Genomic DNA, 18,578 nt, shown 5'->3' on the forward strand with positions numbered 1-18,578 from the left:
GATCGCCAGCACGCCCCGCGATTGTCCGACATCATCCAGGATGGGGATGAAATCCAGGTCGAGACAGGCTTCCTCGGTCTGATGGCGTCGGTGAAGCAGAAAGTAACGACGCCGAACGGAGAGCGCCTCGCCCGCCAGCCCGGCCAGCAACGCCTGGCGGTGTAGTTCGACCATCGCTGGCCACGCCACCAGCACTTCGGATCCGAGAAGGTTGGGGCGCCTCGCCTCGGCGAATTCGCTATAGGCGTCGTTGAAGATCATCACCCCATCGACACCCCAATAGACAGCCATGGGCAGGGGCGAACGTAAGATCAGATCGACCGCCCCCCGCAGCGACAACGGCCAGTCGTCGACGGCGCCCAGACTCGTCGTCGACCATGGGAACGCGCGGATACGCCCTGCCATGGCGACGTCGGCCGACGGCCAATCAGCCGGACTGCGGCCAGCTACCTGCTCCAAGGCGACCGCCGTATCGCTAGCTCCCTTGGTCACGACATCCTCCTGAGTGTGAGTGGCCAGCACAATTGCTCTGACCCGGGATCGCCCGAACGGTCACGCCGCCGGCCCGACCTCATCTCGCGCGATAGAGGCCGCGCCGGCGGCGCTGGCTGCGCGCCCTCCCCGGCGCGCGAGCGTTTCCTGCGCGCAGACCACCATGGACTGCTGCGCTTCGATCATCTGGCGAAGCGTGGCGTGCAGGCGGTCATCGGCGACCCGCGGCAGCAGCACGCGCAATTTGCGGACCACCCAGTCCTCACCGCGCCCGAGAAAGGCCAGGCGGGCCTCGACGCCTTTGATCGCCGTGGCGTTGTCGTAGAACCCGCCGACCTTGAGCGAAGGCTCGACCTTCAACTCGACCAGGGCGTCAAAGAGGGCGCCGCGCCATCTGACCTCGTCGGCATGGATGCTCCTGGCGAGGTTTCGCAGCTCCGGATCGCTGGCCTCGGCGACCAGACGCGCGGCGACCCGAGCGGCCGCATGCTTGGCCTCAAGCAAGAGGTTGAGGTCGGCGACCAGTTCGTCTCGGTCGGCGAACCCCATATAGGTTGGGTTCGCATGGGCTCCGTAACAGACCGGCGAACTCAGTTCGATCGAGGCGTGACCCGCCAAGAGCTCTGGGCGGCGGACTGGCCTCAGCAGGGCTTTCGCCTGGCCGGCTATATCGCGCAAACGCTCGCCCGCCGGAACGATCGCCGACAGCCGCCCGACGCCTTGGCCGGCATAGAGCGCCATGGCCTCGAACTCGCCGGTCATTGAGCGCAGCGGCGAGTCCGTGCTGAAGAGCTGCACCGGCCGTTCGCCCTCGGCGCCGATGATGTCTGTCGCATGAAAGAATGGATCACCGCGCGCGCCGCGCGTGACGCTGTTGGGCAGCACCCTGACATAAGCCCCAGCCGGCCAGTTGACGTGGAAGACATCGGTATGGACGGTGGCGTCGGCCTCCGCCTCGATGATCCGGCGCTTGTGGTAGTCATGCGCAAAGGACTCCTCGGTCGCCAGGAAGGCCGTGCCCATCACCACGCCCTGCGCGCCCATGGTCAGAGCGTTGGCCAGACCCGCGCCATCGACGATACCGCCCGCGGCCAAGACCGGCAGGTCGATCTGGGCGACAACGTCGCGCAGGAGCGCGGCCAAGACGGTCCTGCCGCGGACATGGCCGCCGGCCTCCCATCCTTGGGCGATCAGGATGTCGGCGCCGGCGTCCTGGGCGGCGCGAGCTTCGGCCAGGCTGCCGATCTGACAAGCGACCAAGACCCCTGCGTCGCGAAGCCTGGCGATGGCGTCTCGCGCCAAGTCCCAGAATAGGGTCACGGCATGAACCCTGGCTTCGATGCAGACTGATATCTGCGCCGCCAACAGCTCAGGGTGTGTGGCGGCTGGAATAAGGTTCACGCCGAACGGCCGGCTCGTTCGCGCCCGGACCGCCTCGATTTCCGAAGCAATGAACTCGGGCGCCTCCCGCACCATGCCCAGGAAACCAAAGCCCCCAGCCTCGCTGACGGCGGCGACCAGTTCTGATCGCGCCACGCCCCCCATGCCGGCCAGCACGATCGGTGTATCGCAGCAGAGGAGATCGCAGACGGGTGTGTGCAGGTCCATGACGGCGCCTCAGCTAAGCGCCGGTTCGACCGGCTTCGGATAACGCCACGCTGCGGACTCGCCGTTCGCCGCGGCATACTGGCGCCCGGCGAACCCCCAGTAGGCCAGCTTGTCCCACCACGCAGAGAGGAACGCAGCACGGTCGTTCTGGTGATCCAGATAGTAGGCATGCTCCCACAGGTCGCAGACCAACAGCGGCGTGACGCCCGTCTGGTTGAGCGGTGATCCCGCGTCATGGGTCGTGATAACGGCGAGGTCTTCGCCCTTAGCGACCAACCACGCCCAGCCTGACCCGAAGTGACTTGTCCCTTCGGCGATGAAGAGCGTCCGAAGCGCGTCCAGGCTTCCGAACTGAGCTTCGATATTTTTGGCGAGATCACCGGCCGGAGGCGTCGGCACGGGCGTCATGCACTGCCAGAAGAACCCATGGTTCCACGCCTGGCCGGCATTGTTGAACAACTGGCGCTGGCCGCGCCGTGCGCTGAGCGCCACCAAGTCTTCCAGGGACTGGAAATCTGTCCCCAAGCCATCCGCCAGGCTGTTAGTCATGGCGACATAGCGCGCATGGTGCTTGCCGTGGTGAAGCTGCAAGGTCACCTCGGAGATCACTGGTTCAAGCGCGTCGTAGCCGTAAGGCAAGTCGGGCAGTTCAAACATCTCACCTTCCCTCAGCCGGCCTCGCGCCAGCCACGCATCTATTGATATATGTCGTGATACGATATATATCAATAGAAAGGCGCCACTAACCGCCCCTGTTCAGGAGCAGACACGCAATCAACGGCCAGGGCGGTGCAGGCGGCGCTTGGCTCTAACCCCGCGCCATTTGTCCGAGCGCATCCCGCCCCGGCGCGACTGCGCCGAACTTGATTGAGAAGCGACGCCTCTTGATCCTTGACCAGATAGGCGCACGGATCAGCTAAATACCAAACGGGCCGACGTCACCGGCGCCAGCCATTCCACTCTCCACCGTCTGCAACAGCCCGAGGCGAATGGCCCAAGGGCGGCCAAGAAGGGCAAGCGCTCATGTATCAACACATTCTCATCTCCACCGACGGCTCGGATGTCGCGCAGAAGGGCGTTGATCAGGGGCTTGCCCTCGCCAAGGCTCTCGGCGCCAAGGTCACGATCATCACCGTAACCGACCGCTTGCCGATCTATGGCGGACTCGACGGCGGGTTGAACGTCTTCGCTTACGCCGACTATGCCGGCGCGCAGAAAGAAGCTGCCGACAAAATTCTCGCGGTCGCCAAGACGGCGGCGGGGCGCATGGGGATCGAGGCCGAGACCGTCTATCTCGAAGACGCCCACGCTGCGGAAGCGATTATCGAGACCGCCAAGACGCACGACTGCACCATCATCGTCATGTCCTCGCACGGTCGGCGCGGCCTCGGGCGCCTGCTGCTGGGCAGCGTGACCTCGGAAGTCCTCAACCACAGTTCAGTCCCGGTGCTGGTGGTTCGCTGACCCGTCGCTAGCCGCCCGTGCCAGATCGGCGCGACAACTGTGAGCGCCAGTCTCGGCCATCATCACGGTTTGAAGAGGTCCGCCAACGCTTCCCAAGGCGCCACCCGGACGGACGGAGCCTTCCAGAACTCATCAGACTGCGCCGCGGCGCGCCCGGCCTCGAAGTTTGCGCGCATGCTCGCCGTGGTGAAGTCGAGCATGGCCCCGTTGGGAGCGCCCCCGTCCGCGCCCTCGATGGTTGCGACGTTGAGCGGCACATTATTGCCGAGGCAAAAGCTGGTCGCCACATTGAGCGCCTGTCGATACGACATGCGCAGCATGGTGTCGAAGCTGCGCAGCAGGACCGCCGGCAGGGACACGGGCGTTGTCTGCGGCGCAGGGTCGATCACAGTATTGATCAGCGCGTAGACGCTGCCGCTCCGCAGCCGGCGGCCTACGCGCCGCCATCGCAAGAGCGCCTCGGGCAGGATGAAAAGCGGAGTGGTGACACCCCCATCCACGTGAAGCTCATCGAACAGTTCGCCGTCAGCCTCGCAGCGGATCAACCTCGGTGGAAAGAGGCCTGGAACACTCGCCGACGCCGCCAGCACCAGCCGAAACATCTCGACGGCCTCCGGACCGCCTCGCAAAGCGATTTCTCCCATGTCCCAGATCGCCGGTCGCTCGCGGTCGAGATCCGTCGTCGCCACCAGAAGCCGACGGCCGAGGCGGTGTTCGGCCGCGATCGCCTCGAGTAACCCCTCGTCGATGAAAGGCGCGATCAAACCGTCCAGGCTCGCGGCCGACAGCAGGCCGCCGCCCAACACGCCCGACACCGCGGTTAGTCCCAGCTGCGTGGCTGCGCGCCCGCCCGTATAGGCTTCGGTGAGGCGGCCATCCCAGCTCTCGCCGAGGAATGCGAAGGGCGCGATCAGGGCGCCGGTGCTTACCCCCGTGACGATATCAAATCGAGGGCGTCGCCCGGCCTCTGCCAACCCCACAAGCGCCCCTGCGCCGTAGGCGCCGCCCGCGGCTCCGCCGGAGATCGCCAAAACATTGAACTCGTCCTTGCCGAACCGACCGCGCGGTATCGCTAGACGGTCGGCGACCGCCTCCAGGGAGTCCTCGGCTTCCTCGAAGCTCAGTCGCACCCCCGGGAAGCCGCGCGGCTGCCCGCCCGCGCCGACTGGCGAGGGCAAGCGGCGCCGAAACAGCTCGCCGAAGTCCCAATCGGTTTTGCCCTTGGACACGTCGCTCCCTGTACTCCACCGCCTAAAATGGCTTAGTCCCTGCCCGCCGGGACTCACCGAGGGCGGCGTTCCACGGGAAGGGTTCAGTCCGCGGCGCCGCTACCGGCTTGGCCCTCGCTATCCTTCTCCTTGAGAGCATCGAGGGCCTGCGGCGGGGAACTGAAAGAGCCGGCGCGATCACCATCCTCGTCGACGAAGATGCGTTCGCCCGCGCCCTGTAGATCGTCATATTGCCCGCTGCGTAACGACCAGAAAAAAGCAGCCAGGCCGATAACGCCAAGACCCAGTGCGATTGGCACAAGAAAGATCAAACTGTTCATCAGGCGCGAGCCAGGTCCGCGCGAGGCTCGGAAGGCCCGTTGGCGGCCAATGATCCTCGCCGCCGTCTGCGGCTCCCCGCCTTCAAGCGAAGCGCGTTCGCCACGACAATGATGGACGAGGACGACATGGCCAGCGCGGCGATCAATGGCGTTACAAAGCCAAGGATCGCGATCGGCAAGGCGACAGCATTGTAACCGATAGCCAGGAGGAAGTTCTGGCGCACTAATCTATCGGCCTCTCTGGCGATGGCGACGGCCATCGGCACAGCCCCCAGGTCGTTTCTGAGAAACACGAAATCGGCGGCGTTCCGGCCGATATCGGCGGCGGTCACCGGCGCCATGGAGACATAGGCCGCGGCGAGCGCCGGGGCGTCATTGAGACCATCCCCGACCATCATCACCTTATGTCCCTGCTCGGCCAGAGCTTCCAAGCGTCTGACCTTTTCGCCCGGAAGAAGGCTGGATGCGTGGTCGGCGATGGACAGCGAACTGGCGACCGCGGCGACCGCAGATGCGCTATCGCCAGAAAGAATCTGCATTCCGACACCTGATGCGCGAAGGTCGTCTATGGCGGCCACGGCGCCCGAGCGGAGTTGCTCCTCAAACCGGAAGACCGCCAGAATGCGTCCTTCGCAACTCAAAACCGTGCCGGTCGTCGGGGCGTCCTGCTGAACGAACACCGACCAGTCCGTGCGGCCCAAGCGATAGAGTCTTCCATCAATCTGGCCTTCAACGCCAAATCCCGCCTCCTCGCGCACGTCCGTGACGCTCAGCCTGGCGCCGTCGATAGGCGCGAACTGCGTCAAGGCTTGTGAGTGCGGGTGTTTGGAATAGGCGCCCAGGGCGGCAGCGGCGGCTAAGGCTTCCGGCGCCAGGTCCTGATCGACAAGACGCATCTCGCCGCTTGTCAGGGTTCCGGTCTTATCGAAGACGACCGTGTCGATCCGCGCCAAACGCTCTATGCCGCTCCCGTCCTTGAGCATGATGCCGTTGTCGAACAGACGCCGGGCCGCAACGACCTGAACGATCGGCACAGCTAGCCCGAGCGCGCACGGACAGGTGATGATGAGAACGGCGATCGCGATACTGATCGCCCGATGCCAATCGCCGGTCGCCGCCATCCAGCCCACAAAGGTCAAAAACGCGGTGGCGTGAACCATTGGCGAATAGAGGCTGGCCGCCTTATCCGCCAGACGGCGGTAGCGAGCCCGGCCCCCCTCGGCCGCCTCCATCAACCGCAGCATCTCGGCGAGGAATGAATCTTGTGCTCGCGCCGTAGCGACCATGGTCAGCGGGGCGGTCATGTTAAGAGCCCCGGCCTGAATGCAAGACCCAGGATGAACCGCCAGCAGCGCGCTTTCACCGGTGGCGATAGAGCAGTCGAGGTCCGAACGGCCCGTCTCGATGCGGCCATCGACAGGAACACGATCGCCAGCCACCAGCAGAATGCGCATTCCCGGCTCGATCTCCGCGACCGGCACGTATTCTCGATCTCCCTTTGGACCGAGCACCATCGCGCCGCGCGGAGACATCTGCACAAGCCCACGGACCGCGGTCCGCGCCTTGTCACGCATCAGGTGATCGAGCGTTCGCCCAATCAGGAGGAAGAAAATGAGCGAGGCCATCGCGTCGAAATAAGCGTGACGGCCGCCTTGGATCGTATCGTAGAGGCTCAGGCCGAACGCCAAGCTGACGCCGATGGAAATCGGCACGTCCATATTTGTGCGGCCGTTCCGCAAGGCGCTCCAGGCGGAGGTGTAAAAAATACGGCCCGAATAGAGCAGGCATGGCAGCGCCAGCGCCGCCGAAATCCAGTGGAAGGCCTGACGTGTTCCCGCCTCAGCGCCTGACCACACTGACACCGACAGCAACATGATGTTCATGCTCGCAAATCCGGCGACGGCCAGAGCCCGGATCAGCCGCCCCAACTCGGGGTCTTTTCCCGCCTCATCGCTCTCGTACAGGTGCGCCGGGAACCCTAAGGCCTTGATCGTTTCAATGAGGGGCGGCACCGCCTCCCCGCGCCATCGAACGCTGGCGCGCTTGGTCGACAGGTTCACTCGCGCGTGCTCGACACCTGCCAGCGACAACAGACCGGCCTCAACCGTTCTTATGCAACCGGCGCAATGCACAGTCGGAACCGAAAGGTCCGTCTGATAGATTCCGTTCTCCAGCGCGCGGCTGGCGATCCGCAACTCGTCTCCCGCCCGCGACCGCGTGACCTGCTCCGCCAGCCGATCTTGGCGGTTCATCTGATGGCGCGATAGCTGTGCCAAGCCGCATGCCCGAGCCACGGGAAGATGAAAATCAGCCCCAAAAGCCCCGTCGCGAGGCTAAGCAGGAACAGCGCGAGCACGACGCCTCCCCACCCCAGCATGACGGGCAGGTTGTTCCAGACTAACGAGATACTGGTGCCCATGGCCGTAAAGGCGTCGGTCGGCTCGTCCAGCAACATCGGAATTGAGAACGCGCTGATGGCGAAGGCGAAGCCCGCGAACAAGCCGCCTGCGATCGTACCCGTCGCCAACATCGCCCAGCCGTATGGCGTGGTGAACAGCATTTCGGCGACGTGATCGAGGCCCGGAAACGGGCGCAGGCCGAAGAACAACGCGTAGATGATGACCGCCGCGCGCATCCAGACCAGCATCAGAAGGCCAAGTATGGCTCCCGTGAACCAGACCTGTCCCCCCGACGACGCCGCGAGGAAGAACATGCGACGGAAGCTGGGGCGGACGCCGGCCTCGAGATCGCGGCTTTTCTGATAGAGGCCGATCGCGATGAACGGGCCTACGACCAGAAAGCCAGCGAGCGCGGGGAACAGGATGTAATCCAGCTCCAACCAGAACAGCCCCCAGACAATCGCAACTGACGCGGCGAATACGACAAACCCGTAAGCAAGGCTTGGGGCGGGATATCGCCAAAGATCGCGCCACCCAGCCGCAAGCCAGCCCCATACCGCCGTCGCTGGAAGGTTTCGGCGCCTTTGCGCCCCCAGCGGGATAATCGCGTCAGACGTCCCTGTATTGCTCATCTTTTCCCTCAACAGACCGATCTCGCGGCGGCATAGATTTGCGCACCTCCGGCCTGCTTCATGTGCGGCACGCAGTCGGGTTGAGATTTGAAAGCGACATAGACCAGATGGGCGTTGGCCCCGATCAACACCGCGAGCCCCGCGCCGACGATCAGAAACGAGATCAGGCGCCAACGCCGGCGGCTCCCGCGAGCAAGATGCGAGGCGGGGGTCATGACTTCGGCTCTGCAAGCGTTCCGACGTAAAGCGCGAGAAGCTTGATCTCTGTCGGGGAAAGACGGTCCGACCAATGCGGCATATGCCCCTGCCGCCCCGAGTATATGGTCATATAGACGGACTGAGCATCGCCGCCGTATAGCCAGACCTGGTCGGTGAGATCGGGCGCCCCGACCGTAGGCATGCCCTGGCCGGTCGCGCCGTGGCAGGACACACAGTTTTCGGCGAAGATTTTCTGGCCCGCTCCGAGCATGGCCTTGTCTTCAGCGTTGAGTTTCTGTCCCGACAGCGACCTCACATAGGCCGCGACCTCAAACACCTGGTCACGAGTGAGAATTCCGTCGCGGCCGAACGCCATCATTTGTGAAATGCGCGTGTCCAACTGTGTGGAGTTGATGCCCAGGCTGATCGTCTCCGCGATGGTCTCCGGGTCACCGCCCCACAGCCAGGCGCCCGCTGTAAGATTGGGATAGCCGGTCCCGCCGGTCCCGTTCATTCCATGGCAAGCTGCGCAGTTGTCGATGAATGCGGCGTGACCGCTCTCACGCACGTAGGTCATCAACTGCGGATCGCGCGAGATCTCGTCGAAACTCTCGGTGGCGATACGGTCGGTCCATTTGGCGCGTTCGGCCGCAGCAGCTCCGACCTCGCCCATCACAACCGAATGCTGATCGAATCCCAGTATACCCTTCGTATAACTGTTTCCAGTCGGCCACGCGGGCAGAAGAATCCAATAGACGATAGCAAAGAGAGTCGTCGCCACCAGGAAAAATATGACAACCCTAGGAATTCGGGTGTCTAGCTCTTCAATACCGTTCCACTCATGCCCAGTCGTCTTTTGACCGGTTACAGGATCGACCCGCTCATCCGCCATAATCTATTTCCCTGGCCGATCAGTCTTATCGAAGATGCTCTTCTTCGCCCGATCGAATTTCTTCCGATTCCGTGGCCAGAGCGCATAGACGAGCACCGCGATCGTCAGGCCGATCAGATAGAACAGGCCCCAACTCTTGGCGAAGCCGACAAGCGTCTGATGGTCCATGGCCTCACTCTTTCATCGACGAAGCGTTGTTGTGTGCGGCGTCGGTCAATTTTCCCAGGACCTGCAGATAAGCGACGAGAGCATCCATTTCCGTCAGACGATCGGGTTCACCATCGAAGGCGCGTATGTTGGTCGCCTTGCCATAACGTTGCCCGACACCCGTCGATTCATCGCTATCGGGATCGGTCTGGCCATATAGGTCGTCCCCCGCGTTCTTGACCATCTCGTCCGTATAGGGGACGCCGACCGTGCGCTGGGCCGTAAGATGTTTCCCGACATCGTCGGCTCGTAGCGGGTTGCGCTGCAACCACCCGTATTTCGGCATCACCGATTGTGGGACGACGTCGCGCGGATTGATCAGGTGAGCAACATGCCAAGCGTCGGAGTACTTGCCACCCATGCGGGCCAAGTCTGGTCCTGTGCGCTTTGACCCCCACAGCATCGGGTGATCGTACTTGGACTCGACCGCCAGCGAATAGGGACCGTAGCGCTCCACCTCGTCGCGCAATGTGCGGATCATTTGGCTATGGCAGGCGTAGCAACCCTCGCGCATGTAGATGTTACGGCCGGCGAGCTCCAGCGGAGTGTAAACGCGCATATCCGGCGCGGCCTCCACCGTGTCGTCGATCGTAAAGAGCGGCGCGATCTCAACAAGCCCGCCGATGCTGGCGACGGCGATGATGGCCAGCACGAAACCGATAGCGTTGCGTTCAATCTTTCGGTGGAAAAACTCGCCCACGACCTTACTCCCCCGCCTTGAGGGGCGCGACACCCGACGCCGAAACCGGCACGTCAGCCTTGCTGTGGTCGGTCGCGCTTTGCCGCGCGGCCATGCGGATCGTCATCCACACATTGTAGGAACCAACGATAGCGCCAAGTAAAAACAGCAGGCCTCCGAAAGCGCGCGCAATATAATACGGATGCATCGCGACAACGCTCTCGAGGAACGAATAGGTCAAGGTGCTGTTTTCATTGTAAGTACGCCACATGAGGCCCTGAATGATCCCTGAGTTCCACATCGCAAAGACATAAGTGACGGTCCCGGCTAGAGCCAACCAGAAATGGACCTCCACGAGCTTTGCGGAATACATACGCTCCTGCTTCCACATCCATGGCGTCAACGCGTAGAGCGAGCCAAAGGTGATCATCGCCACCCAGCCAAGCGCCCCGGCATGAACGTGCCCGACCGTCCAGTCGGTGTAGTGTGACAAGGCGTTGACCGGCCGGATCGCCATGAACGACCCCTCGAAGGTCGACAGGCCGTAGAAGACCGCGGCCACCATCATGAAGCGCAATGTGGCGTCGTCCCGCACCTTGTGCCAGGCGCCGTTCAGCGTGGCCAAGGCGTTGCCCGCCGAGGCCCACGACGGCACCAGCAGCACGAGCGAAAAGGTCATTCCCAGGTTCTGAACCCATATGGGGAGCGCGGTGTAATGCAGGTGGTGCGAGCCAGCCCACATGTACATGAAAGTGATGCCCCAGAAGCTGATGATCGACAGGCGGTAGGAGAAGATCGGCCGCCCTGCGCGCTTAGGCAGATAATAATACATCATCCCCAGGAAGCCTGAGGTCAGGAAGAACGCGACGGCGTTATGCCCGTACCACCACTGCGTCATCGCATCCTGGACGCCGGAAAACAGGGAATAGCTCTTGGCGTGACCAAGCGAGACCGGCACCGCGAGGTTGTTGACGATGTGCAATATCGCCACCACCAAGATGAAGGCCATATAATACCAGTTGGCGACGTAAATATGAGGCTCAATTCGACGCTGTAGAGTCCTTATATAAATCAGGAAATAGACAACCCAGACGATCACCAGCCATATGTCTGCGTACCATTCAGTTTCGGCGTACTCCTTGGATTGGGTGATCCCCATAAAGTACCCGCTGATCGCCAGGATACAGAATAGGTTGTACCCGAGTAAAACAAACCACGGACTGAACTGATCCGGCAGGCGCGCGCGCGTCGTTCTCTGAAGCACGTGAAAGGACGTTGCGATCAGCGCATTGCCGCCGAAAGCGAAGACCACGCCGGTCGTGTGGACTGGCCGAAGGCGTCCGAAACTCGCCCATGCGGCGTCAAAGGTGAGATCGGGCCACGCCAACAGGAGCGCAACCCATAGGCCGATCGCCATGGCGAACACCGCCCAGGCCATCGTCAGGACGATCCCTACCTTGGTCGGATCGTCATAGTACTCCGATAGCCGCTCCGCTGACGGCTCGGGAGCATAATAGCGTCCGAGCAGAACGAAGGTGAGGACTACGCTGAACCCGAAGATGATGAAGCCATGCACGCCAAGCGGATCCATCCGGCCCGCGACCGCCATCGCAAGACCAATCGCGCTCAAGATCGCGAGCACAAGGAGTGAGAAGCGCCGCTCCCCTATCGTTATCCCTGAAACCATACGCACCCCCGACACGCTTTTGGACGCGCAATCGCCTCAAAGGCCGCCGCCGTCTCAAAAAAGCATTCTCTGTATATGTTACCGTCAAATCTGATCGTAGCAATGGCCCCGTCCGCCCTGGGACGGCTTCTAGGGACGCAGGCCGCCTTCGTGGAACTACTGCGTGAGCCCCCACTGGTCGATCGCCAGCTGGCGTCAATTGGGCCCGACTTCGGGCGCGAGCAGCGCTCGAAGGTCCATCTTTCTCGCCAACAACCCCTCGAGCGTGTAGCCGTCCAATACCGCCATGAACGCCGCCAGCGCCTCATGCAGGGCGCCCGTGAGGCCACAGGCCGGCGCGATAACGCAACTTCCGCAGTCGACGAGATCGAAACCGCCTTCGGTGTGCCGGATGACACCGCCAACATTGATCTGAGCCGCTGCGCGGGCCAGCCTTATGCCGCCCGAACGGCCGCGCACGCTCTCCAGGTAGCCTGCGCGCACCAGGTCGTTGACGACCTTCATCAGGTGGTTCTGCGAGATGCCGTAGGCGCGGGACACCTCGGCGATTGAGCACAGCTTTTCCGGCCGCGCCCCCAGGTAGAGCAGCACTCTCATCGCGTAGTCGGTGTAGCGGGTCAGACGCATCTGGCCTCCTCATCGCCGCGAAGAGCTTCGCCCGCTTTTAATATGCATTTTTGTTGCATGTATCAAATCGTCCAGGATAGATGCGTTCCAGATACATGATTTGGTTGAAGGGAGATCGGTCGTCGTCACGGCGACCGAAGCTGCATGCCGACACCCTATCGCTCGACGCCGATTTTTGACGAAGTCACCTTGCCCGCTGCGCTGAGGGCCGAGCATCGGACCAAGGTGGGAGTCTGGGGACTGGTGCGCGTCCTCGAAGGTCAGTTGAAGCTGACCTATCTCGCGCCTCGCTCGGAGACGATTGTCACGCCGACGACGCCGACCGTCATTCATCCGGAACAACCACACTTCGCCGAGCCCCTGGGCCCCATGCGCATGCAGGTCGATTTCTACCACGAAGACCCGGGCGGCTGATCGCACCCCCGCCCTTCCCTAGCGGCTACCGAGCCGCGCACATCCCACAGGATTGATAGATGTCGCAAACGCTGAGCGAACAAACGATCGCGCTCGTCAAAGCCACCGTCCCGGCGCTCGAGGCCCATGGCCTGGAGATCGTCCAGGTGATGTACACCCAGATGTTCAAGGACCCGGCGATCCGCGACCTCTTTAACCAATCCCACCAGGGCGGCGCTGACGCAGGTTCCCAGCCGCGCGCGCTCGCGGGTGCGATCTTGGCCTACGCCGCCAATATCGAAAACCTCGGGGCTCTGACCCAGACCGTCGAACGCATCGCTCAAAAGCATGTCGGATTGCAGATCGCGCCCGAACACTATCCGCATGTCGCCGAGGCGCTGCTCGGCGCCATCAAGGCCGTGCTCGGCGAGGCGGCGACGCCGGAAATCCTCAACGCTTGGGGCGAGGCCTACTGGTTCCTGGCCAATATCCTGATCGGCCGCGAGCGCGATCTCTATCAGGAACAGGCGACGACCGACGGCGGCTGGAACGGCTGGCGCTCCTTCGTGATCGAGGGCGTGCACGCCGAAAGCGCCGTCATCTCCTCGTTCGTCCTGCGCCCGACGGACGGCGCCCCGGTGATCCGCCACAAGCCAGGACAGTACCTGACCTTCTGGCTGGAAATTCCGGGCCGCCCGCCCATCAAACGCAACTACAGCATTTCAGGCGCGGCCAACGGCCAGACCTATCGCATCTCGGTGAAGCGCGAGCCCCATGGCCTCGCCTCGGGCTGGCTGCATGAGCATGCTGTCCCAGGAACTGTGTTGAAGGTCGCGCCGCCGGCCGGGGATTTCTTCCTGGCCACCGCCCCTGAGCGGCCGGTCGTGCTGCTGTCCGGCGGGGTCGGCCTTACGCCCATGGTGGCGATGCTGGAGACCCTGGTCGCCCAGCACCCCGATGTGCCGGTCCACTACGTGCATGGCGCTCAGGACGGCGCGACGCACGCCATGGGCTCGCACGTCCGCGCGCTCACCGCCAACCGGCCGAACATGCAGGTCACGACCTTCTATCAGACCCCTCGGGCGGAAGACGCGGTGGGACGCGACTACGACCTGCCCAGCCTGATCAATGATCACTGGTTGAGCACGGCGACCCCGATCAAGGACGCCGACTACTACCTCTGCGGGCCGCCGGCCTTCCTGAAGGCCCTGGTCCCAGCCCTCTCGCTGGCTGGGGTTTCCTCCGACCGCATCCACTACGAGTTCTTCGGTCCGGCCGACGACCTGCTCGCCGCCTGACGCCCCCAACGACCAGGCGCGGCGCTTAGCTGTCGCGCCTGGGATCTTGGGCCGCTTTCGCTAGAGGCCGATCACGCGCTGTTCAGCCGGCACGATGACGATCAACCCCTCGCAACGAGAGTTGATCCGCACCTGACAGGACAGCCTGGAACGGGTTTCGGCGCCTTCGGCGAAGTCCAGCATCGACTCCTCCATCGCCCCTGGCGCGCCCATAACGGCCGACCACTGAGGATCGATATAGACGTGGCAAGTCACGCATGCGCAGTTGCCGCGGCACTTGGCTTCGATGCCCTCGACGTTCGCCCGAACCGCCGCCTCCATGAGCGAGACCCCCGCCCTGGCCTGAACCTGTCGGCAGGTCCCATCGGGCTGGACATAGGTGATCTTGAGGAGCAGCGGCGGCTCCATCAGGCGAAGATCTTCCACCCCACCACAACGCCGATCACGGCGAGAGCCGTACAGATGAGCATGTTGACCAGCATTCGCATCATGCCCCGCTCATGCTCATTGGTCAGGCCAAGGCGGTCACAGACCGCGTTGCCCGGCGCCATCAGAAAACGACCTAAGACCATAGTGCTCTCCTCACTCGGATCGGCGCGCGCTCATTGGCGAGGTCGTCGTGACTGACGACCAGCTCACGCGCGCCCAAGAAAGACTCGCCCAGGCCGATAATCAGCAACCAGAGCAGCTTGATCACCTCGGCGACGATGTAGGTCATGTGAAGGTTGGACTGTGGCAGCGGCGAGAGCCCGGCCTGAACCGCTGAGACACGAAGATCGAGCGCTGGAACTAGCCAAAACGCCTGTGTGAGAATGATGGCGCCAGGGACAGTCAGGCTCAGATACCAGCGCCCGCGCGCCTTCGACCACACGCCCAGAACCATCAGCAGCACCAGCAGCGCGAACTCGGCGCCGCTGTAGACACGAAAAGTCTGCTGGCCGATTTCGAGCGCGACGGGCAGGCTGAGCGATGGCGCCAGGAACTTGGCCGGCGTGGCCAGGAACGCCACCCCGACCGACAGCCCCGCCCAGATCAAACAGAGCTTGATCCCGAACCGTTCGACCTTGGCTCCGGCCTGCGAACTCGCCATCCTCGAACCTCCTTCCGGACACGAACGCAGGGCGCCAATTCCAAGGCGCTACCGAGCTCCACCCAAACATATATTTACAATACATCTTTTGGATTGACCAGTGTCATCGGCTAGAGGTGAAGCCTTGAGTTCAGCCCGGCGGGCTCTTGGATCGCGGCGGCGTCCAGCCCCCACACGCCGCCCTCGCTTGACTAGGCGATGGCTTTTGACGTGGGGACCTGAGCAAAAAGCTCGCGCAAGGCGTCGGCGTTATCGGTCAGGTCGGCCAGGCTATAGCCGTCGAGCACCTCGAGGAACGCGCTCTGGGCACGTTGCAGCGCCCCGCGCAACTTGCAGGCCGGCGTCAGGACGCAAATGGCGTTGCTGGGATCAAAGCAGGGCACCAGCGCCATGTCCGGCTCGGTCCGCCGAACCACCTCGCCCAGGTTGATGCTCTGCGCCGGACGGGCGAGCCGCATGCCGCCACGCTGGCCCCGCACGGTTTCGATATAGCCGGCAAGACCAAGCTGATGGACCACCTTCATGATGTGGTTCTTCGAAATGCCGTAGCTGGTGGCGATCTCCGCGATCGTCGGGCGGCGCTCAACATGCACCGCGACGTACATGAGCACCCGCAAGGAGTAGTCCGTATACACCGTGAGCCGCATCAGAGCCTTCCATTTGGCCGATCAGGCCTGTTCCCTCAGATACTCCGCCAGCGCGACGGCTTGGTTGTGAATTTCATCGCGCGCGCCGTAAATCAACGTGACCGGTCCCGCCTCGACGAGGTCGCAGAGCGTCTGGGTCGCTGGATTGGCGTTTAGCTCCGCGAAATAGCGCCGACGGAATTCCGGCCAGCGTTCGGGCTTGTGACCAAACCACTTTCGCAGATCGGTGCTGGGCGCCACGTCCCGAAGCCAGACGACGTCCGCGAGATCCTGTCTGCTCAGGCCTCGCGGCCAGAGGCGATCCACCAAGACCCGCTGACTGTCTTCGGGAAGATACGGCTCATAGGTGTAGCGGCGCGCAATAGTGAACGGCTCGACGCGAGATACAAGGCGTGTTTCGACGCATATTAGCTGAGACGTCTGTGCCTACTCGGCGCACATTGTGTGAGACTGAAACCACAATGGTTGAGACCGACGCGCGCTATTTGAGACCGACGCACGGTCGATGAGACGCTTCAGAGCGGCAGGCCCGCGGCGCGCATCTCCTCCATCAACTCCGTCGAGCGGGCGGGATCGAGCCCGCCGCGGAACAACTGCCGGATCTCTGCCGGCTTGGCGTCGAACAATTCCGCGAGAGACTTGAGATCGTAGCCGTGCCGCGTCAACTGCGGCTCTAGATCGTCGGCGCGGCGCGACAAGACGGTCTCGACGATCGCCTTGTCGATCGGCTTCACGCCAGCCTCGAAACCGGCCTCGAACACCCGCACCAGCGAACTGCTGAGCTGCAACGGCGTCTTCAGACGCACCGCAAGCAAAGTGGCGGCTTCCTCTGTGATGACGTCTTCAGGTTGGGCGTCGGAGTGGAGGGAACTCTTGAGGGTCCAGTCGAGAAAGTCACGCTGCCGTTCGCGCAACCCTCCGAACTCGAAAACAGTCGTCCGGTCGCCGACCTCTTCCATGCTGGGCCGCCGCAGGTCATTTTTGAGCTTGGGGTGGCCGACCAGAACGACGGAGAGTTGTCCGCCGCCTTCCACGACGAGTTCGATGAGACGTTTGAGCGCGGTCAGCGTCTTGGGGTGCAAGGCGTGGGCGTCGTCGATGAATAGGGCCACTGGCTTCTTGGCCTTGCGAAACAGTTCCTGAAGGTCGCGCTCACGTCGTTCACTCTGGCGGGAAATGACGACGGCCTTGTCCGACGACAGATCGTAGAACAGTGCGGAGATCAGCAGGGGAACCGTGATCTTCACCTTGTCCACCGTCAGGGACCTGGAGACGATGACCCGCCCTTCACGCTCAAGTTCGGTCCGAAGCTGACGCGATAGCACCGTCTTGCCGGACCCGATGACGGCGGTGAGCGCGATCAGCCGACCGCTCATGATCGCTGTGCGCAGGTCGCGCGAGATCTGAGCGTGGTGATCAGTCTCGAAGAATTCGACATCGACCGGCGATCGTTCGAGGCCGTAATATTCCATCACTTCGGTCAGCATCCGTAGAGCCCTCCTCGGCGCCCTTGGGGAAATCGCTCGCGTATCGCCGCCAAAATCTCCGGCCTAGCCAGCGTCCGGCGAAGCAGGTCATCGACAAAGCGGCGGTCGTCATCGGACAGCTTGGCCAGCGGGAAGCGCACTTCGTCAGCGATGGCCCGCCGGGCCGCCAGAACGCTCGGAAAGGCCAACTCGTGGAAGGGGTCGGGGTCGCGGAACGGTCTGGATGGAAGCGCGGCCGAATCCTGTTGAACGCCGATCATCACCACATCGTCTTCGCCGCTCAGCGCCGAACGCGGGAGCTTGAGCTGCGCCGCCAGCTCTCCGACCTTGTCGGCGCGAACCTCGCGACGACCCTTGCGATGTTTTCGATAGCGATGAAGGGGGATCGGGCCACCGACCGGGGTGTAGGGTCCGAAGCGCTCCTCGCCCTGTTCGACGAATAGCTCCTGATCGAAGAGGCCCCACCAGACGACAACGGTCTCGCCCGCCAGGTCAGGATCGACCTCATAGGTGACGCCGGCCACCGTGATCCGGCAGTCGATGCCGACCGCGCGTCGTTCGGGTTCACGGGCGAAGGTGCAAAACCGCTCCCAAGCGCACATCTGGCGCACGCCATCGGGCGGCAGATTGCCGAGCCAGTCATGAAGGCGGCTGTGCGGCTCGGATCGATGATCGCCGCTGTTGTAGGTGGCGATATAGCGGGCGAGCCAGCGGTTGGCCTCTTCCTCGGTTTCGGGCTGATGGAAGTGATAAAGCGTTTCGTGGGCGTCCTTCACGGTCCTGAACGGCCGCTCGACCTTGCCCTTGGCCCGGGCTGTGGTCCGCCGGCCATCGCTACCGGCTGGCATGTGGATTATCGCCTCGATGTTGAGGCTCTCCATCACGCGCTGAAACACCCCGGATTTCGCGACCGGGCCATTGTCGAGATAGAGCGTCGTGGGGACGCCCTGGAATGGATTGGCCTCGTCCGGCTTGGCCGACATGGCGTTGAACAAGAAACGCAGCGCCGATTCAGCGTCCTCGCCATAGACACAACGATATTCCTGATAGGCGACGCCGGAGCGGTCATCGACCACGCTGAACAACATCAGCGTCGGCGCGCCGTTCCGATCAGGATCGATCCAGGGCGGGACGGCGAGTTGCTTCAGCTCCGAAGGGCTCATGTCGAAATGCCACAACGCGTTCGACTGCTCGGCTTGAAACCGCACTGCTGGCGGCGGCCGGGTCAT

22 protein-coding genes and 1 pseudogene are annotated in these 18,578 nt (G+C 63.1%); 3 read left to right on the forward strand and 20 right to left on the reverse strand.

The window, feature by feature from the left end:
* The 3 genes and pseudogenes from Q7T84_RS00430 to Q7T84_RS00440 all read right to left on the reverse strand — a co-directional run.
* Nucleotides 1–492 (reverse strand): annotated as a pseudogene (locus Q7T84_RS00430) (hypothetical protein); the annotation flags it as partial.
* 60 nt (nt 493–552) lie between these two features.
* A complete protein-coding gene (locus tag Q7T84_RS00435; RefSeq protein ID WP_304805586.1) occupies nt 553–2,100 on the reverse strand; it encodes a nitronate monooxygenase in 1,548 nt (515 codons plus the stop codon).
* A gap of 9 nt (nt 2,101–2,109) precedes the next feature.
* A complete protein-coding gene (locus tag Q7T84_RS00440) occupies nt 2,110–2,757 on the reverse strand; it encodes a superoxide dismutase (protein WP_304805587.1) in 648 nt (215 codons plus the stop codon).
* Nucleotides 2,758–3,123: 366 nt separating this feature from the next.
* Between Q7T84_RS00440 and Q7T84_RS00445 the strand changes: the two genes are divergently transcribed.
* A complete protein-coding gene (locus Q7T84_RS00445; protein ID WP_304805588.1) occupies nt 3,124–3,564 on the forward strand; it encodes a universal stress protein in 441 nt (146 codons plus the stop codon).
* 62 nt (nt 3,565–3,626) lie between these two features.
* Here the strand turns inward: Q7T84_RS00445 and Q7T84_RS00450 are convergent, their stop codons facing one another.
* From Q7T84_RS00450 to Q7T84_RS00495, 10 genes are all read right to left on the reverse strand, one after another.
* The gene (locus Q7T84_RS00450) at nt 3,627–4,694 is read right to left on the reverse strand and encodes a patatin-like phospholipase family protein (RefSeq protein ID WP_304805589.1); all 1,068 of its coding nucleotides are present in this window, start codon (nt 4,692–4,694) and stop codon (nt 3,627–3,629) included.
* Nucleotides 4,695–4,876: 182 nt separating this feature from the next.
* Nucleotides 4,877–5,113: a cbb3-type cytochrome oxidase assembly protein CcoS gene (gene ccoS, locus Q7T84_RS00455; protein WP_304805590.1), complete on the reverse strand. Its 237-nt coding sequence runs from the start codon at nt 5,111–5,113 to the stop codon at nt 4,877–4,879.
* The gene (locus tag Q7T84_RS00460; protein ID WP_304805591.1) at nt 5,113–7,308 is read right to left on the reverse strand and encodes a heavy metal translocating P-type ATPase; all 2,196 of its coding nucleotides are present in this window, start codon (nt 7,306–7,308) and stop codon (nt 5,113–5,115) included. Before Q7T84_RS00460 ends, ccoS begins: the two co-directional genes overlap by 1 nt.
* Before the next feature lie 53 nt (nt 7,309–7,361).
* The gene (locus Q7T84_RS00465) at nt 7,362–7,952 is read right to left on the reverse strand and encodes a DUF2189 domain-containing protein (protein WP_304805592.1); all 591 of its coding nucleotides are present in this window, start codon (nt 7,950–7,952) and stop codon (nt 7,362–7,364) included.
* Between the two features lie 200 nt (nt 7,953–8,152).
* Nucleotides 8,153–8,359 (reverse strand): hypothetical protein, encoded by a 207-nt coding sequence (locus Q7T84_RS00470; protein ID WP_304805593.1) that lies wholly within the window; start codon nt 8,357–8,359, stop codon nt 8,153–8,155.
* Nucleotides 8,356–9,234, reverse strand: coding sequence for a cytochrome-c oxidase, cbb3-type subunit III (ccoP, locus tag Q7T84_RS00475; RefSeq protein ID WP_304805594.1), 879 nt, complete (start codon nt 9,232–9,234; stop codon nt 8,356–8,358). Before ccoP ends, Q7T84_RS00470 begins: the two co-directional genes overlap by 4 nt.
* 3 nt (nt 9,235–9,237) lie before the next feature.
* The gene (locus Q7T84_RS00480) at nt 9,238–9,402 is read right to left on the reverse strand and encodes a cbb3-type cytochrome c oxidase subunit 3 (protein WP_304805595.1); all 165 of its coding nucleotides are present in this window, start codon (nt 9,400–9,402) and stop codon (nt 9,238–9,240) included.
* Nucleotides 9,403–9,406: 4 nt separating this feature from the next.
* On the reverse strand, nt 9,407–10,141 hold the full coding sequence (ccoO, locus tag Q7T84_RS00485) for a cytochrome-c oxidase, cbb3-type subunit II (RefSeq protein ID WP_304805596.1): 735 nt from the start codon (nt 10,139–10,141) through the stop codon (nt 9,407–9,409).
* A 4-nt stretch (nt 10,142–10,145) separates the two neighbouring features.
* Nucleotides 10,146–11,807 (reverse strand): cytochrome-c oxidase, cbb3-type subunit I, encoded by a 1,662-nt coding sequence (gene ccoN / locus Q7T84_RS00490; protein ID WP_304805597.1) that lies wholly within the window; start codon nt 11,805–11,807, stop codon nt 10,146–10,148.
* Nucleotides 11,808–12,002: 195 nt separating this feature from the next.
* On the reverse strand, nt 12,003–12,434 hold the full coding sequence (locus Q7T84_RS00495) for an Rrf2 family transcriptional regulator (protein ID WP_304805598.1): 432 nt from the start codon (nt 12,432–12,434) through the stop codon (nt 12,003–12,005).
* 144 nt (nt 12,435–12,578) lie between these two features.
* On the opposite strand from Q7T84_RS00495, the gene Q7T84_RS00500 reads away from it, so the two are divergent.
* Together Q7T84_RS00500 and hmpA are read left to right on the forward strand one after the other, a co-directional pair.
* On the forward strand, nt 12,579–12,848 hold the full coding sequence (locus Q7T84_RS00500; protein WP_304805599.1) for a DUF1971 domain-containing protein: 270 nt from the start codon (nt 12,579–12,581) through the stop codon (nt 12,846–12,848).
* A gap of 59 nt (nt 12,849–12,907) precedes the next feature.
* Complete coding sequence (hmpA, locus tag Q7T84_RS00505; protein ID WP_304805600.1) at nt 12,908–14,125, forward strand: NO-inducible flavohemoprotein; 1,218 nt, start codon at nt 12,908–12,910, stop codon at nt 14,123–14,125.
* 60 nt (nt 14,126–14,185) lie between these two features.
* Here hmpA and Q7T84_RS00510 read toward each other — a convergent pair whose 3' ends face one another.
* From Q7T84_RS00510 to Q7T84_RS00540, 7 genes are all read right to left on the reverse strand, one after another.
* Entirely contained in the window at nt 14,186–14,551 is a 366-nt protein-coding gene (locus Q7T84_RS00510) for a 2Fe-2S iron-sulfur cluster-binding protein (RefSeq protein ID WP_370653598.1), read from the reverse strand.
* On the reverse strand, nt 14,533–14,697 hold the full coding sequence (locus Q7T84_RS00515; RefSeq protein WP_304805601.1) for a hypothetical protein: 165 nt from the start codon (nt 14,695–14,697) through the stop codon (nt 14,533–14,535). The genes Q7T84_RS00510 and Q7T84_RS00515 overlap by 19 nt, the downstream gene beginning before the upstream one ends.
* Nucleotides 14,688–15,215: a hypothetical protein gene (locus Q7T84_RS00520; protein ID WP_304805602.1), complete on the reverse strand. Its 528-nt coding sequence runs from the start codon at nt 15,213–15,215 to the stop codon at nt 14,688–14,690. The genes Q7T84_RS00515 and Q7T84_RS00520 overlap by 10 nt, the downstream gene beginning before the upstream one ends.
* Nucleotides 15,216–15,406: 191 nt before the next feature.
* Nucleotides 15,407–15,862 carry an Rrf2 family transcriptional regulator gene (locus Q7T84_RS00525; protein WP_304805603.1) on the reverse strand — a complete coding sequence of 152 codons (456 nt, stop codon included), beginning with the start codon at nt 15,860–15,862 and terminating at the stop codon, nt 15,407–15,409.
* Nucleotides 15,863–15,883: 21 nt separating this feature from the next.
* Entirely contained in the window at nt 15,884–16,270 is a 387-nt protein-coding gene (locus Q7T84_RS00530) for a DUF488 domain-containing protein (RefSeq protein ID WP_370653599.1), read from the reverse strand.
* 107 nt (nt 16,271–16,377) lie between these two features.
* Nucleotides 16,378–17,349 carry an ExeA family protein gene (locus Q7T84_RS00535; protein ID WP_101711777.1) on the reverse strand — a complete coding sequence of 324 codons (972 nt, stop codon included), beginning with the start codon at nt 17,347–17,349 and terminating at the stop codon, nt 16,378–16,380.
* Nucleotides 17,343–18,578: IS481 family transposase (locus Q7T84_RS00540; RefSeq protein WP_304805604.1), on the reverse strand; the 1,236-nt coding region annotated here is incomplete at its 5' end. The genes Q7T84_RS00535 and Q7T84_RS00540, both read right to left, overlap by 7 nt.

The organism is Phenylobacterium sp., assembly GCF_030654915.1.
GTDB lineage: Bacteria > Pseudomonadota > Alphaproteobacteria > Caulobacterales > Caulobacteraceae > Phenylobacterium.